Here is a 16,328-nt window from a genome sequence, read left to right on the forward strand (position 1 = left end):
CCATTTCCATGAATAACAATCCGCGCTCAAAAGCCTTTTTATTATTAGGCATTCTCTCGCTCATTTGGGGCACCTCGTTCATTCTCATCAAGCAAGGTCTCAAAGCCTTTGCACCCGACGAAGTGGGGTCGCTTCGTGTAGCGTTTGCTTCGCTGTTCCTGCTGCCGATGGCGATCGTGAAAGTGCGCGAACTAAAACGCGACGACTACTGGAAACTTTTTGCGTCGGGCATGATGGGCGTTTTCATTCCTGCCTTTCTCTTCGCCACGGCCCAAACGCGAATGCCCAGTTCCATCGCCGGCATCCTCAACACGCTCACACCGATCTTCACCATGCTCATCGGCGCCGTCGTCTTTCGCCAACGCTTTAAACCACTGGCCATCGTAGGCATCTTGTTGGGCTTTGCCGGAACGGTGATGCTGAGCCTGTCGCGATCGGGAGGAAACATCACGGGCTTCAATGCCTTCGCGTTGCTGATCGTGCTGGCCTGTTTCTTTTACGGATCGAATCTCAACCTCATCAAATTCAAGATCCCCGACCTGGGCTCGCTCACCATCACCAGCGTGTCGCTGATGTTGGTCGGACCGTTGGCGTTCGCCTATCTCATCGCCTTCACCGACGTGCCGCACAAGCTGGAGGTAGTGGAGGGCGCCTGGCGCGCACTTGGATTTATAGCTTTGCTGGGACTGATGAGCACCGCGGTGGCCACGATCTTGTTCAATCAACTTGTAAAGATCAGCACACCGATGTTCGCCAGCTCCGTAACGTACCTGATGCCCATCGTGATCGTGATGTGGGGCTTGCTGGATGGCGAGCAACTTCAGGCCGGACACTTTATCGGGATGGCGGCCATAGTGGGCGGGGTGTATCTGGCGAACCGGAAGAAGTGAGGCTGGAAGCTGCAGTGCGAAGTTCGATAGAGTGCGAATGGTCCGTGCCAAGAAGCGCGAAGATCGATCTGAATTTTCCTGTGGCACGTTTCTAATTCGTCCGCATACCCCAGGCTAAAGCCTGGGGTTACTGAATTGAATAAATTACCCTGTTCTTTTGAGTTGCGCTCGCAAAAACAAAACCAAGCTAAAGACCAAATCACTGAATTGAATTTACGACTAAGACTAGATCACTGAATTGATTTAAGGCTAAGACTAGATCACTGAATTGAATTTAAGGCTAAGACTAGATCACTGAATTGAATTTAATAACCCTGGCCTTTAGGCCAGGGTACCGGCACAAATCCCCAAAAGGGCTTTAGCCCTGACGTTATGGCTAGAGGGCACCTTCTGCAAACCCGATTTTCCAATAAGGCTGGCTTAACAATAACCCCAGCCTTCAGGCTGGGGTGCTCACATAAAACCTCAAAAGGGCTTTAGCCCTGACACCTTCGGGCCAACCCTCCAGAATGATGCGATGTCTTTCACGCAGTTCTTTTCCCCATAGCAAGAGACTTGAAGTCCAAGCACCTCCAACTCAAAAAAGGTTATTATTCCTGGCAAAACCGTTAGGAATAAGTGCAATTTTGTTTTATTCATTTCAGAAGTAAAAAAAACAAAACTTTGCAACCCCTCAACACCCTGCTATCCACTGCCGCCGGCTACATCTGGTGGCCCGTGCTTTTCCTGATCATCGGCGGCGGATTGTTCTTTTTGTTTTATTCGCGGTTTATTCAATACAGTTATTTTCTTCACGCCCTCAGACTGCTGGCGGGAAAAGACGGGAATGAAAACGGACCCGGACAGATCAGCGCCTACAAAGCGCTGTGTACGGCCCTGGCGTCAACGGTGGGGATGGGTAATTTGTCGGGAGTGGCGGCGGCCATTGCGTTGGGTGGACCCGGTGCACTGTTTTGGATGTGGGCGACATCGGTGGTGGGCATGTCGACAAACTTTTTTACCAGCACGTTGGCGAGTCTCTATCGCGGCAAAGATTCCAACGGCGAGTTGCAAGGCGGACCCATGTACGTTATCCGCGAGGCCCTGCCAAAAAAATACATGCCATTGGCTTTCCTGTTTTGCGTGTGTTGCATGCTGGGTGCGTTGCCCATCTTCTCGGCCAACCAGCTCACACAAGCCTTGGTGGATATTGGTCTGCCGCTGGTGGGCGTGGAGGAATCTTTTGTGTCGATGGGCGTGGTCACCATCAGCCTGCAGAAACTGATCCTGGGCATTGCCGCTGCGGCGCTGGTCGCGGTGGTGATCATCGGAGGCATTCAACGCATCGGCACGTGGGCGGGCAACCTGGTGCCCTGGATGATCGTGTTGCATTTCATTTCGGTGGTGATCATCCTCAGCGTGAACTGGAAAGAAGTGCCCCATTATTTTGGATTGATCTTCACCGACGCCTTTGCCGCCGACCATTTTCACGGCGACCCCTTTCTAGGCGGCTTGCTTGGCGGCATGATCATGCTCGGCGTGCGTCGCGCCACCTTCAGCAATGAAGCCGGCATCGGCACCGCGCCCATGGCGATGGGAGCTTCCAAAAGCGTGGAACCCGTTCGCGAAGGACTGCTCTCCATGCTGAGCCCCGTGATCGACACCATCATCTCCTGCACGCTCACGGCCATGGCCATTCTCACCACCGGCGTTTGGCAAACCGCCGGCGCCAGCGGCATCACGCTCACGTCTATTGCCTATCGAAAAGCCATGCCCTATGGCGGCGACGTAGTGTTGCTCATTTGCGCTTCCGTGTTTGCGATCAGCGCGATGTTCGCCTACAGCTACTACGGAAGAAAAGCCCTGGCTTTCATGGTCGGCGAAAATAAAAGCCGGTGGTACGATTATGTTTACATTTTTACGATCGTGCTGGGCTCGGTCGTATCGCTGGAAGTGGTGTTGAACCTGATCGATATTGCCTTTGCCTTGATGGCGATCCCTACGATGACGTCTGCATTTATTTTAGCGCCGGCGGTGATGAGGGAGGCGAGGAGGTATTTTTCGAAGTTGAGATGAAAAGGCTTTAGGGTGAAATATTCCATATTCCAATACGGAATATTTGCTTTTAACTATTTGATAGTCTTTGTGTAAAGTATAAAATTTCCAAGTGGGAATCTGAAAAAGAAGTTTTTGTGAAACAGTCAGTATCCGCTATGAGCCCGCAAGACGTAGCTGTATTGCTCAAGATTGTGAGCTATGGTGAAAAACCATGGCAACAGAAACACCTTGCTGAAGCCCTGCATTTGAGCCAGTCGGAGATCAGTAAATCATTGGCCCGCTCCAGATATGCGGCTTTACTAGATGACACCGGGAAGAAAGTACACAGACAGGCACTATTGGAATTTTTGCAATTTGGTATTGCATATGTATTTCCAGCCCTGCCCGGTCCTATTGTGCGTGGCACACCCACAGCACACTCTGCTCCCCCGCTCAATACCATGATTCAAGCGGATCATGACTACGTGTGGCCATCGGCTAAAGGCAGGTCAAGAGGTCAGGCCATCGCTCCACTGTATGAGAATGTTCCCAAGGCTGTGCAAAATGATCACAAATTGTACGAATTGCTTTGCTTAGTAGATGGCATTCGGGCAGGTCGAGTGCGAGAAAAGCAGCTGGCTGTTGAAGAGTTAAAGAAACGGTTGTTGTTAATCAATGCTCATGGATAATGAGATCAACTTGATCAAGTGAATAAATCTTGAGTGGAGCTTTCATTGGATGTTCCATCCTTCTTAGAAAGCCCCACCCAGATTTTATTTATATATCATTTCAACTTCAACGTCACAATCACCGGAAGATGATCCGAAGGATAATACGTTCCATCATTGTCCTCGATCACCGTATAGCCCGACGCCTTCCACGGCTGTGAATAGAAAATGTAATCAATAGCCCTGCAGGTCATCGCCCCGACTTTGAATCCGCAGAATGTTCCGGGGGGTTCTTTGGGTGCGGCGTCGAGGACGCTAAGGCCTTTGGGGTTCATCATTTCGCTGTAGGGCGCTTCATCGCGGGTGCAGTTGAAGTCGCCGGTGATGATGACAGGGAGTTTCTTTTTGTTGAGCGTCACCGCTTTTTGTTTTAACAAGGCCGCACTGTTCTTCCGCGCCTCCTGGCCCATGTGGTCGAAGTGCGTGTTGATGACGAGAAACTCGGCTTTGGTCTTTTTGTCTTTGAGGATGGCCCAGCTCGCCACACGCGTGATGGCCGCATCCCAGCTTTTGCTTCCCGGAACGTCGGGTGTTTCCGAAAGCCAGAACGTGTTCTGGTCGATCACCTCGAACTTGTCTTTCTTGTAGAGCAAGGCCGAATATTCACCCTTCGTCTTCCCATCGTCGCGTCCTACGCCGACATAACCATACTCCTTAAGATTATCGACGATGCCCATCAATTGATGATGTATAGCCTCCTGCACACCCAACATGTCGGGGTCATATTTTTTTATCAGCGCATACACTTTGCCCGTCCGCTTGGGCCATTGGTTCACACTGTCCACCGGCGTGTCGAGCCGGATGTTGTAGGTCATAACTTTATACGATTGTGCTTGAACCATGACAGCTGACATCAGAAATAAAACAAAAGATATTCTTTTCATAAGTCTGAGTTATAATATCGAATCCCGTGTGCAAAATTGCATTATCGCGACGACGTATTGCTAATCAAAGGTCCGTAATAAATCGCATTCATCATCATCTTATTCGACCCCAACCAAAATGCACGAAAACACAAGTTATCCGTAAACCCGATCACTCGCCCCTGTCCCATGGCAGTAACGCCCGCCATGGCACTCTCTTTCAACTTCGCATAATTCGGTTTCGAAATATAACCACTCAACAACGGCGACGCCGTGAACACCACCGGATTGCCGTACGCATTCTTAGCCTTTTCCATAAACAAATTGTTTGACTTGAAAATAGCCATGCGCGGATTGGTGTAGCCATACAACAGGGGATGGGTGAGATCTACCGTGGCCTCGAAGATAGCACCGCTGGTTTCCTGGGCCCCGGTGTATTCGTCGATGTCACCATAGGGGCGCGCCTTCACGGGCGGCGCATCTTTCTTTTCTTCCTCCTTCTTCATGTCGAACCGGCCAAGCCCCATGTTGGTGAGCCAGGTCACGGCGTTTTCCATGCCAATGATCACACCACCGTTTTGCGTCCAGGTCTTCAGCCGCTCTTTGGTGGCTTCGCTGATGGAGGGAGTCGAAATGGTGGGCGGCAGTATGATGGTGTTGTATTTACTCAGCGAAGCCTTGTCGAAGACGTTCACGGGAATGAGTGTCACCGGGATCTGAAAGCGCGTGTCCAACATATGCCACACCTCGCCTGCATCGGTCGCGCTGATGCCGTCGCCTACCAACATGGCAATGACGGGTTTCTTGATCGGAAGAAACGAACCGCTACCCAGGCTCACACCACGATAGTCCAACCCGCTATTGAAAGCGTACACATCGATGCCATCTTTCTCTACGATCTCGTTGACGATGTATTCGATCTGGTCAGCGCTCTTCTCCTGGCTGCCCACTTCCAGCAACAATGCGCCGGCTTCAAACTTCCGTCCGTCGCTATGGTAGAAAGCATTGCTGGCCACCTTCAATCGCAGACCGTGGTTGAGGATGCGATAGATCGCGCGGGGTGCGTAATAGCCGTTCGATTCAAACACATAGGCGTATTCGCTTTTGCCGCCGATGCGTTTTCCGGCAGGGAGCTTGGGCTGCGTAATTTTTTCACCCAACGCCGGCACGGTTTTCAACTCTTCATAATCCAATCCAAAAGCCAGCGGCAACGTCCAGCTGGAGATGTCATAAAACAAACTGTCTTTGAATTGCGTCCGTTTTTCAAACATGCCCTTGATGAGTTTGTATTGCGACTGGTTCAAAGGCACGACATAACTGGAGGCCGCTTCATAATTTTTGCCATTGATCGTCTGGGTGCCCGATGCTTTGTAGATGTCGACATTTTGCCGGGCGATGATCTCCGCCAGGTAGAACGCGCGCACAGGATCTTTGGGAGCGCCAAACAAATAAGCTTTCACCGGGTCTTTGCCTGCGTCGGCGACAGCGTCTTTAAAAAATTGGCGTTGATAGTTGAGCAGGTCTTCGCGCATGGTGTTCACGGCTTTCAGGGAGCTGAGCGCCGTGGTGAATTGATTGCGCACCGTGAAAGGAAAGGTGAGCACGCCGTTGATGCTTTCTTGCGCATGCCCGCGCGAACTGGCTTGTTCAAAAAGAATTCCAATGGCACCCTGCACGTCGGGGAAGGTCGAGCCTTTGCCATAATAAAAGTCATCGTAACCTTCTTGTGTATAATAGAACGAACCGATCTGGTCCAGTGCCTTGGCGTGAAACTCGCCGATGCGCTTGGTGAGTTCAAAATTCTTATCGGGTGTCAGGGGGTGGACGCGCGAAGGAACGCCGGGTTGAAAAAAGAATGTGGCATTGGTGCCCATCTCGTGGTGGTCGGTGAGCACGTTGGGTTTCCATCGCTGGAAGCTTTTCACGCGGGCTTGCGATTCGGGGTGTTGCGCCACCAGCCAGTCGCGGTTCAGGTCAAACCAATAGTGGTTGAATCGTCCGCCGGGCCACGCTTCGTTGTGTTCGGTGTCCGAGGGGTCGGTGGAGGTCACCTGGCTTTTGCGTGAGTTCACCCAGCTGCTAAAGCGTTGCATGCCATCGGGGTTGTAGCTGGGGTCGAACAGGATGATGGTATTCTCGAGATAGCTTTCGATCTCCTTGCCTTGGGCGGCGGCAAAATGATAGGCCGCCAGCAGACCGGCATTCACACCACTGGCTTCGTTGCCGTGGATGCTGAAGCCGATATAAAAAACGATGGGCATGCTCTTGGTGTCGAGCGAGGCCGACTTGGCGGGGTCCGTCAATTGGAGGTGCTGTGTTCGGATGGCCTCCAGTTTTTCGTGATTCTTGGGCGAGGTGATGGTGAGCAGCAGCAGCGGCCGGCCTTCGTACGTGTAGCCCGTCACCTCCAGGCTGACGCGGTCGGAGGCTTTGTCGAGGGCATACATATAATTGACAAGCCGGTCGTGGGTCACATGCCATTCACCGACTTCATGTCCAATGATGGCCTTGGGGGTGGGGATTGCCGGGTCATAGGTTGCCCCTTCCGGGAGGTAGTAAGACAGGTCGGGTTGACTGCTGGCAAGTATCGCAATCGATGTAAGAAAAATCGTCAGGACGAAAGATTTCAGCATAATGAGGTTTAGGTTTAATGAATCCGGCGGGCAAATAAAATATTCTTTATCAAATAATTAGCTTAAATTTTATGAGTGGAATATGAGCCCGTGTTAAATGATTGTAAACATTTTGTGGAAAGAATTAAAAGTGCTTTAAAGGTTAAGTGTGCCCATTCGGGTACTTTTGTCTCGCTCTAACTAATTCTAATCTTAATCAAACGTATGAGAAAATCTTTACTGTTAATGGCCTTGCTGCTCGGTTCCCTGGGCGCATGGGCTCAGGTGACGACTTCTTCTATTGCCGGTCTGGTGACCGATGGCAATGGAGAAGCCCTACCCGGTGCGACGGTAGTAGCCGTGCACACACCTTCCGGAACTTCCTATGGAACCACCACGCTGACCGACGGCCGCTATACCTTGCCGGGTATGCGTGTGGGCGGTCCCTACACTGTGAAGTTCACCTTCGTGGGATACAAAGAACAAAGCGTCGACAACATTTACCTCAACCTGGGTACATCGGCCGATGTGAACGTGAAGCTCGTTGACGAAAGCACACAACTCGAAGAAGTAGTGGTGTCGGCCGGACGCAACGACATCTTCAGCTCCGACCGCACCGGTGCTGCAGCATCGTTCAACCGTGAGAACCTGAACAGCGTGCCGACCATCGGTCGTAACGTGAACGACATCGTGAAATACAACGCCTACGGTAACGGCCGCTCTTTTGCCGGCCAGGACAGCCGCTTCAACAACTTTACGATCGACGGATCGGTTTTCAACAACGGTTTCGGTTTGGGCAACTCGGCACAGGCCGGCGGCCGCACCGGCACAACCGCCGTATCGCTGGACGCCCTTGACGAAGTACAGTTGAACGTTGCACCTTTCGATGTACGTCAATCCGGTTTTGCCGGCGCGGGCATCAACGCCGTAACGCGCTCCGGTACAAACGACATCTCCGGATCAGTGTACTACCTCTTCCGCAACAGCAAGAAAGACATGACCGGGAAGAAGGCCGACGGCAATAAGTTGCCTCCCGTAAGCTTGAAAGAAAGCACCGTGGGATTCCGCATCGGTGGACCCATCATCAAAAACAAACTGTTCTTCTTTGCCAACATGGAACAATTCAAAAGCAGCACGCCTGCTTTGGATTGGGTGACCGCCAAACCCGGCGCTACCGGTAACGTGTCGCGTGTAACACAGTCCGACATGGATGATCTCAAAACGTACATGCAAGACAAATTCGGTTTTAACCTCGGCGCGATCGATAACTTCAACAACGAGATAAAAAGCACGAAAGGACTTTTGCGGTTGGACTACAACATCAACAATCACCATAAACTGTCTGTGCGCTACTCGCATCACGATTCAGAATCCGGCCAGGTCATCAGCAACAGTAACAGCTCCAACACGGCGGGTAACGGCTTCCGTACCAACTCTGCGTTGGCTATTTCGCCCGAAAACACCGGCTACATTATTAAAGACAACACCCGTTCTTTCGCGGCTGAATTGAACTCTACGTTCGCCAGCAAGTTTGCCAACAACCTTATCGCTACCTTCAACAAACAAATTGAAGACCGTCGCTACAAGACGTCCATGTTCCCCACCATCGACATCCTGAACGCACCCAATGGAAGCACTTACACTTCGGTAGGTTTCGATCCTTTCACCCCGTCCAACAAACTGAATTATTCCACACTAAACATCACGGACAACCTGACCTACTTCGCCGGCAAACACACGCTGACGCTGGGTCTGGCTTACGAATTCTATAAGTCCAACAACGTATTCTTCCCGTCTTCCAACGGCGTTTATGTTTATAACTCCATCGCCGACTTCAAAGCGGCTGCGGATGCTTTTATAGCCGATCCCACAAATCCCGTGTCGCCGGTTACAGTAGCTCGCTACAACCTGCGCTATTCCCTCTTGCCCGGTGGCGTAGAGCCCTTGCAAGTGTTGAAGGTGTCTACATACTCTTTCTACCTCCAGGATGAATGGCAGGCCACGCAGAATCTGAAGATCACGGGCGGCGTACGCGGTGATGTGTTCAGCTATAACAAAGGCACCGCTGCAGACTTCTTCAATCCGGTTGTGGACAGCCTTACGTTCAAAGATGAGCACGGCAACGACTACAAGGTAAACACCGGGGCGTTTCCCAAAACACGCCTGTTGCTGTCGCCCCGCATAGGATTCAACTTCGATGTAAAAGGAGACAAGACGACGCAAATCCGTGGCGGTACGGGTATCTTCGTATCCCGCATTCCGCAGGTTTTGGTGTCGAACCAATTGGGTAACAACGGTGTGAACACCGCCGTGATTAACGTGCAGGGCACAACGGCTTTTCCATTCAGAACAGACCCGTCCGGTTTTATTCCTGAGAACACCAATATCAGAAAGCTGCCGGCCTATGTGGTGAACGCAACTGATCCGAACCTGAAATATCCGATGATCTGGAAGACCGACGTGGCCGTCGATCAAAAACTGCCCTGGGGCCTGATCGGAACCTTGGAATACATCTATAACAAACAACTCCAAGGCCTGCGTTACATCGACGCTAACTTGAAAGGTCCGGATCGCACCTTTGCAGGTCCCGATAACCGCGACCGTTTCCCCGCCTCTGGCTTGACGGGTGCTGCTGTGAACCCCGCGCGCTTCTACAATACACAAGTGACGAACGTATTCGTTTTGAAGAACACCAAAGTCGGCTATTCCTACACCGTAACGGCTAAACTTGAGAAACCTACGACAAAAGGATTCGGCGGTATGCTGGCCTATACGTACGGACAGGCAAAAGACATGCAGTCAGTAAGCAGCACAGTAGAAGCCAATACGCCTTCTGTTGGCGGTCAGAACTATATTGGAGCAGCCTACGCCAACAACGACCTGCGTCATCGCATCGTGGGCTTTGCCAACTATCGCATCAACTATGGAGACAAGTTCGGTGGTTCGACCAGTTTCTCTTTGGGTATGGTATCGTACAGCGGTGGAAACTCATCCACGGGCAACCCGGGAAAAATTTCTTATACCTATGGCAGCGAACTCAACGGCGACGGTCAGACAGCGAACGACCTTCTCTTTGTGGCCAACAAGGGAACGGATCTTGCCTTCGCGCCTATCCCTCCCATAACCTACAAAGATGCGAACGGCAATACCCTCACCAAGACGTTCTCGGAAGCCGAGCAACAAGCGGCTTACGACGTCTACATCGACGGAAACAAATACCTCAGAACCCGTCGCGGTCAGTATGCAGAAAGAAACGCCGCCGTATATCCTTGGTTGACCCGGTTCGACTTCACATTGATCCAGGATTTTTACATCAAGGTTGGTGCTAACGAAAAGAAGAACACGCTCCAATTCCGTTTTGATATTCTTAACGTCGGCAACTTGCTGAGCAACAAATGGGGCTTGGGCTATCAATCAACAACGACATCACCGATTTCTGTAGATCACATCAATCCTGACGGTACTCCCGTATATAAAATGGCAACGCAAACCGTTAATGGAGAACCGGTCCTGATAAAAGATTCTTTTATCAAGAGCGCAACGCTGGACAACGTGTGGCAAATGCAGGTGGGAGTCCGCTACATTTTTAATTAATCAGTCATCATGAAAAAGGAAGCACCTCGCAAAAGGGGTGCTTCCTTTTTTATTTATAAAATCAGCCTGATGAGAATTGTTTGCACCATCATCATCACCCTGACCTGCCTCACCGCGATGGCGCAATGGAGAACCGATGCGAAAAGACTTTGGATTTGTGGTCACCGCGGCGGCTTTTATGACGCTTTTCCCGAAAACTCGTTGCTACTTTTTAAACACACGGAAACACAGAGCAAGATCACACCGGTGATCCTGGAGCTCGACATCCGCAAAAGCGCCAGCGGCAAACTTTATCTCTTGCACGATGAAACCGTAGACCGCACCACGACCGGCACCGGTAAAATTGCAGAGTTGACAGATGATTATTTGAGCACACTATTTCTGAAAGACGCCAAGGGCAACATCACCGATCAACATCTGCTTACGTTCGACGACATGTTGAACTATGCCCGTCAAGCGGAGATCATCATGATGCTGGACATCAAGGCCGATGTTTGGACAGAGGTTGTCAAAAAGGTCGATGAAGCATCGCTGTTGGATAAATGTGTAGTGCTCACCTTCAATCCCATCAACACGAAAAAAGTATACGATGCGTCGCACAACATTCGCATCTCTTGTTTGGTGAAAGATGATAAAGATTGGGAGGCTATTGCCGCACTTTCCATCCCTTCAGAAAATCTCGTGGCCTATATCACCAGCACAACTACACTGGAGCTGAAGGCGAAACTTCGAAACTTGCACATCCCTTTAATGATGGATGTCAGCGAGTACACACGGAACAACGGCGCCCTGCATCCGGTGAAATTTTACAGGGATTACGTAAAAAAAAATTACATCGACATCCTCATTACAGACTTCCCGATAGAGGTTTCCAGCGCATTTTAGCAGGTTTTGCGGTGCTCGCTGCATCGCAACTAACCAGTGTTCGGGGAGCTCCTTTTATTCCGTTGGAAAAAGCAGTATCTTCGAGGTTCTATGAGTCGGCCCAGTCGGATATTCCGCGTCTTCTTGTTGCTTGTGCTGATTTGCTTTTCCTGTAATGAGGAGAAGAAAGTTGATTTTTTTTCCAAGCCCGAAGTCAATGTCGACCTCGCCGCCATCAAAAAACGGGGCTACATCAACGCACTGGTCGACAACAATTCCATCAGCTATTTTATTTACAAGGGTCACCCGATGGGGTATGAGTATGAGCTGTTGCAACTTTTAGCAAAACATCTCGACGTTTCGTTAAAAATAAAAGTGACGTCCGGTGTAGAACTCGCTATTCAGCAACTGAACAAAGGCGAAGGCGACATCATTGCCTTTCCGCTCACCATCAACAAGGCCCGGCGCAAACTCGTAACGTTCACGCGCCCGCATTTCAATACCTACCAGGTGCTCGTGCAACGCAAACCCAGCAATTGGCGCAAGCTCACCCCCGATGCCCTGGAAGAAAATATGCTGCGCAACCCCGCCGATCTCATCGGAAAAGAAGTACACGTCATTCAAGGCACAAGCTATGAGATGCGGTTGAAGAATTTGTCGGAAGAGTTGGGGGGTGATATTCTGATTAAACAGGATACCCTCATCGCTGAAAGCGAATCGCTCATCCGCAAGGTGGCTTTGGGAGAGATCGACTACACCTTGGCCGACCACACAATGGCCCGCGTGAATGCCGCATACTATCCCAACATCGATGTGAACACCGTGCTGAGCGTACCCCAGCAAATTGCCTGGGCTGTGCGGCTGAATTCGCCGGAGCTGGTGAAGGTGATCGACGAATGGCTGGTGAAGATCAAGCGGGAATCGACGTTCATGGTGATCTACAACCGCTACTTCAAAAGCCCGCGCACCTCGCTGGTGCGCATGAACAGCGACTACTCTTCGCTGGGCGGCAACAAACTTTCTCCCTACGACGACCTGATCAAAGAAGGCGCCGCCAGCTTAGGCTGGGACTGGCGCTTACTGGCTTCCGTAGTATATCAGGAATCAAAATTCACGTTGCATAACGTCTCGTGGGCCGGTGCCAAGGGGCTCATGCAATTGATGCCCGCCACCGCGAAACGTTTTGGTGCCAAGGACCTGAACGATCCTCAACAGAATATTCATGCCGGTGTGAACTACCTGAAATATCTCGACAAGTATTGGATGAAAAGCATCTCCGACCCCAACGAGCGTCTGAAGTTTGTGCTGGCTTCCTACAACGCCGGCCTCGCCCACATCATCGACGCCCGCAAGCTTTGTCGCAAATACCAGAAGGACCCCAGCAAGTGGGATGACAACGTGGAGTACTTCCTGCTAAAAAAATCGGAACCGAAATATTATCGCGACCCCGTTGCCAACGCCGGCTATTGCAAATGTGAGGAACCGGTGAACTATGTGAAAGATGTGCTGGACCGTTTCGAGCAATACAAATACCACATCAAGCTTCCTGAATTCGACGAACAAGCTGTTCAAAATCTAAAGTCTGCCAGGTAGTGGCAATGTCGGGCCGCTGCATCACCTCGTCCATGATCCGTTTTTGTTTTTGCCCCAACGCATAGGCTTGGCTATAGGGAATGTTCTCGTGGAAAGTAACCATCGAGTATTGCGGGATCCATTGTGTGGGATAGAGTTCGTGCAGGCGCGCCTCGATCTTTTTTCGCAAAAGAAAATCAGCATCCGCTACGAGATCGCGCATCTCGATGAAATTGTCCAACGCCAATTTTGCAATGGCGTCGGTGTCCTTCTTTCGTTGTGATTGAAAGGCAGGCAACGCGCGTTCCCAATTGTCGTGATATTGATCGAGCAGTTGGTTTAGGATGTGACAATCTTCAAATCCAGCGTTCATACCCTGCCCGTAGAAGGGAACGATGGCATGGGCAGCATCGCCGATGACCAGCGTTTTGTTTTTTACCCAAGGAAAGCATTTTATGGTGACCAGCGATCCGGTGGGGTGTTCGCGGTAATCTTTTAGCAGGTCGGGCATGAGCGCCACCGCATCCGGAAAAGTGGTTTTAAAAAATGTGGTGATCTCGTCTGCCGTTTTTAAAGACGAAAACGATGTGGCGCCTTCGAACGGAAAGAACAATGTGCACGTGAAACTGCCGTCGGGATTTGGCAACGCGATCATCATAAAACTTTCGCGCGGCCAGATGTGCAACGCATTTTTTTCCAACGGGAAAGTGCCTCCCGCCCCGGCTGGGATCTGCAGCTCTTTATAGCCGTGTTCGATGTAGTCTTGCGAGAGATCAAAGCGGTCCGTAAACTGCATGGCGAGCCGTATGGATGAAAAGGCACCGTCGGCGCCGATAAGGCGATCGAACGTCAACGTTTTTTCGGCGTCGTTTTGCTGCAGCGTTAAAGTGGTGGTGTCGAGATTGACCTGCACGACGCGTTGGTTAAAATGAAAACGCACGCCAAGCGCTTCGGCCCGATCCATCAACACAGCGTTCAGGCCGCTGCGGGAAATGGAATTGATGAACTCTCCTTCCTTGCCATAGGGTTGTTTGGTGATCTCCCCTTTCAGGTTGTGCATGGCGCGGCCGTGCATGGGGATGGCCGTGGCCCGAAGCTGTTCGGCCAGTCCCACTTCTTCCAGCGCGCGGATGCCGCGGTTGCTCAGGGCGAGATTGATGGAACGTCCTCCATCCAAAACCTGCGACCGCAGATCGGGACGGCGTTCAAAAACTTCCACGCGATAGCCGCGCTTGGCGAGATAGATGGCCAGCAGCGAGCCCACAAGGCCTGCACCGGCGATGGCAATGTGTTGGTCTTTTTTCACTTCAATGCTTTCTTGAACAAGAGTCCTAACTGGAACACGTCTTCAAACGAGTTGTATAGCGGTGCGGGGGCGAGCCGGATCACATCGGGTTCGCGCCAATCTACGATCGCACCGGCTTTTGTGAGGGCTTTGAATATTTTTTTACCATCCTTTTTCATCAGCAACGAAAGTTGTGCGCCGCGTTCGTCGGGGGATGAAGGGGTGAGGAGGGTGAAATATTTTTCACTGACGTCCATTTCCTTCAACAAGAATTCGAGGTATCCGGTCAGCAAAATACTTTTTGTCCGCACAGCCTTCATGCCAGCGTCTTGAAAGATCTCCAGTGCGGCCAGGTGCGCAGCGCTTTGAAAGATGGGAACGTTGGAGAGTTGCCAGCCATCAATGCCTTCCATCGGCTTAAAGCCTTTCAGCATTTGGAACCGCTCTTTCTCCACTTGCCCCCACCAGCCGGCAAGTCGTGGGCCGGAGAAATTTTTTGCGTGTCGCTCGTGTATGAATGCGCCGGCGATCGCGCCCGGTCCGGAGTTCAAATATTTATAGCTGCACCACACAGCAAAATCGACATCGTCTTTGTGTAAAGACAAAGGAACGTTGCCCACGGCATGGGCAAGGTCAAAGCCCACCACGGCCCCGGCGTGTTTGCCGGCTTGCGTGATGCGCGCGATGTCAAAAAATTGTCCCGTATAATATTGCACACCACCGAAGATCACCAGCGCCAATTCGTCGCGATGGGTTTCGATGGCGGCTAGAATGTCGTCTGTGCGTAAGGTGTATTCGCCATCGCGCGGTTTCAATTCCACCAGGGCTTTGTCGGGATCGAGTCCGTGGAATTTGAGCTGCGATTCGAATGCGTATTGGTCGGACGAAAACGCGCCGCTCTCGGTGATGATCTTGTAGCGTTTTGGCGTGGGCGTGTAGAACGAGATCAGCATGAGGTGCAAATTCACCGTGAGCTGGTTCATGGCCACCACTTCCGTGGGCTTTGCACCGACTACGGACGCCAGCGCCTTTTTGGTAAGCTTATGATAATACATCCAGGGACGACGCGCGTGCACGTGCCCTTCCACGCCTAATGCGGCCCAGTCCTCCAACTCCTCCAGTAAGAATCGTTTGGTGGTCTTGGGTTGAAGGCCGAGGGAATTGCCCGTAAAATATAAAGCGGTCTTCCCGTTCACTACAGGGATGTGGAACTTGGATCGGAACGACCGCAGCGGGTCCTGGCGATCCATAGCCTTGGCAAAGTGATGTGTGTTTTCGAAAGTCATTATACAAAGCGGGGGTCGGCTTCCATCACGGTGCCACAGCGTTTGCAGGTACGCAAATCCTTGGAGGCATAAAATTCGCGGAAGCGGGGAAGAAAATCTTTTTCGATGTTGTCGAGGTGAAAGCGGTATTCGTGAAGCAGGGTGTTGCAGTTCTCACAATACCATTGCAGGCCATCGAGCGTGTTGGGGTCTTCGCGTTTCACTTCAATGACCAGCCCAATGCTGCCGGCGGGCCGCGCCGGTTGGTGCGGCACACGTGAGGGGAGCAAGAACATCTCGCCTTCTTTGATGGGGATCTCCACGGCCTTGCCATCTTCCTGGATGGTCACTTTGATATCACCTTCCAATTGGTAGAACAGTTCTTCTGTTTCGTTGAAGTGATAATCTTTGCGGGCATTGGGTCCGCCCACGATCATCACGATATAGTCGCCGGCGTCGGCGTACAGATTTTTGTTTCCTACGGGTGGCTTCAGCAGGTCGCGGTTGGAGTCGATCCATGCTTTGAGGTTGAACGGTCTGCGAACGGACATAGCTTCGGGTTTGTTTAGTTAGGAAACAAGGCGATGAAAAAAACAGTTTTCAGACCTGCCCTTTATTCATTAAAATTACTAAGAATTT

Annotated in this window: 11 protein-coding genes; 6 read left to right on the forward strand and 5 right to left on the reverse strand. The window is 51.4% G+C overall.

The features are described from left to right. Window positions 1-8: 8 nt before the first annotated feature. The 3 genes from BUB30_RS28110 (at window position 9) to BUB30_RS28120 (ending at window position 3,595) form a co-directional block, all read left to right on the forward strand. Window positions 9-890 carry a DMT family transporter gene (locus BUB30_RS28110; protein WP_073141364.1) on the forward strand — a complete coding sequence of 294 codons (882 nt, stop codon included), beginning with the start codon at window positions 9-11 and terminating at the stop codon, window positions 888-890. 663 nt (window positions 891-1,553) lie between these two features. Continuing rightward, window positions 1,554-2,945 carry an alanine/glycine:cation symporter family protein gene (locus tag BUB30_RS28115; RefSeq protein ID WP_073141366.1) on the forward strand — a complete coding sequence of 464 codons (1,392 nt, stop codon included), beginning with the start codon at window positions 1,554-1,556 and terminating at the stop codon, window positions 2,943-2,945. Between the two features lie 137 nt (window positions 2,946-3,082). Next, the gene (locus BUB30_RS28120; RefSeq protein ID WP_073141368.1) at window positions 3,083-3,595 is read left to right on the forward strand and encodes a hypothetical protein; all 513 of its coding nucleotides are present in this window, start codon (window positions 3,083-3,085) and stop codon (window positions 3,593-3,595) included. Between the two features lie 95 nt (window positions 3,596-3,690). Here the strand turns inward: BUB30_RS28120 and BUB30_RS28125 are convergent, their stop codons facing one another. After that, the gene (locus tag BUB30_RS28125) at window positions 3,691-4,518 is read right to left on the reverse strand and encodes an endonuclease/exonuclease/phosphatase family protein (RefSeq protein WP_073141370.1); all 828 of its coding nucleotides are present in this window, start codon (window positions 4,516-4,518) and stop codon (window positions 3,691-3,693) included. 41 nt (window positions 4,519-4,559) lie between these two features. Next, entirely contained in the window at window positions 4,560-7,130 is a 2,571-nt protein-coding gene (locus BUB30_RS28130; RefSeq protein ID WP_073141372.1) for a M14 family metallopeptidase, read from the reverse strand. A gap of 204 nt (window positions 7,131-7,334) precedes the next feature. Between BUB30_RS28130 and BUB30_RS28135 the strand changes: the two genes are divergently transcribed. The 3 genes from BUB30_RS28135 to BUB30_RS28145 all read left to right on the forward strand — a co-directional run bounded on the left by BUB30_RS28135 (window position 7,335) and on the right by BUB30_RS28145 (window position 13,160). After that, on the forward strand, window positions 7,335-10,703 hold the full coding sequence (locus BUB30_RS28135; RefSeq protein WP_073141374.1) for a TonB-dependent receptor: 3,369 nt from the start codon (window positions 7,335-7,337) through the stop codon (window positions 10,701-10,703). A 69-nt stretch (window positions 10,704-10,772) separates the two neighbouring features. Further along, entirely contained in the window at window positions 10,773-11,588 is an 816-nt protein-coding gene (locus tag BUB30_RS28140) for a glycerophosphodiester phosphodiesterase family protein (RefSeq protein ID WP_178377221.1), read from the forward strand. Window positions 11,589-11,678: 90 nt separating this feature from the next. Further along, complete coding sequence (locus tag BUB30_RS28145) at window positions 11,679-13,160, forward strand: MltF family protein (RefSeq protein ID WP_073141378.1); 1,482 nt, start codon at window positions 11,679-11,681, stop codon at window positions 13,158-13,160. Here BUB30_RS28145 and BUB30_RS28150 read toward each other — a convergent pair. From BUB30_RS28150 to BUB30_RS28160, 3 genes are read right to left on the reverse strand one after another with little or no spacing between them, the layout of a single operon-like run. Further along, entirely contained in the window at window positions 13,105-14,445 is a 1,341-nt protein-coding gene (locus BUB30_RS28150; RefSeq protein ID WP_073141380.1) for an FAD-dependent oxidoreductase, read from the reverse strand. The two genes, BUB30_RS28145 and BUB30_RS28150, sit on opposite strands and share 56 nt — an antisense overlap. Beyond that, window positions 14,442-15,710, reverse strand: coding sequence for a kynureninase (gene kynU / locus BUB30_RS28155; RefSeq protein ID WP_073141382.1), 1,269 nt, complete (start codon window positions 15,708-15,710; stop codon window positions 14,442-14,444). Before kynU ends, BUB30_RS28150 begins: the two co-directional genes overlap by 4 nt. Continuing rightward, entirely contained in the window at window positions 15,710-16,240 is a 531-nt protein-coding gene (locus tag BUB30_RS28160) for a 3-hydroxyanthranilate 3,4-dioxygenase (RefSeq protein ID WP_073141383.1), read from the reverse strand. Before BUB30_RS28160 ends, kynU begins: the two co-directional genes overlap by 1 nt. Between the last annotated feature and the right edge of the window lie 88 nt (window positions 16,241-16,328).

The sequence above is a fragment of the Chryseolinea serpens genome (genome assembly GCF_900129725.1).
Classification (GTDB): Bacteria; Bacteroidota; Bacteroidia; order Cytophagales; family Cyclobacteriaceae; genus Chryseolinea; species Chryseolinea serpens.

Coding starts and splice junctions, on each gene's coding strand:
- BUB30_RS28160 (WP_073141383.1), bottom strand. CDS start 16,240: ATGTCCGTTCGCAGACCGTTCAACCTCAAAGCATGGATCGACTCCAAC.
- BUB30_RS28135 (WP_073141374.1), top strand. CDS start 7,335: ATGAGAAAATCTTTACTGTTAATGGCCTTGCTGCTCGGTTCCCTGGGC.
- BUB30_RS28130 (WP_073141372.1), bottom strand. CDS start 7,130: ATGCTGAAATCTTTCGTCCTGACGATTTTTCTTACATCGATTGCGATA.
- kynU (WP_073141382.1), bottom strand. CDS start 15,710: ATGACTTTCGAAAACACACATCACTTTGCCAAGGCTATGGATCGCCAG.
- BUB30_RS28110 (WP_073141364.1), top strand. CDS start 9: ATGAATAACAATCCGCGCTCAAAAGCCTTTTTATTATTAGGCATTCTC.
- BUB30_RS28120 (WP_073141368.1), top strand. CDS start 3,083: ATGAGCCCGCAAGACGTAGCTGTATTGCTCAAGATTGTGAGCTATGGT.
- BUB30_RS28145 (WP_073141378.1), top strand. CDS start 11,679: ATGAGTCGGCCCAGTCGGATATTCCGCGTCTTCTTGTTGCTTGTGCTG.
- BUB30_RS28140 (WP_178377221.1), top strand. CDS start 10,773: ATGAGAATTGTTTGCACCATCATCATCACCCTGACCTGCCTCACCGCG.
- BUB30_RS28125 (WP_073141370.1), bottom strand. CDS start 4,518: ATGAAAAGAATATCTTTTGTTTTATTTCTGATGTCAGCTGTCATGGTT.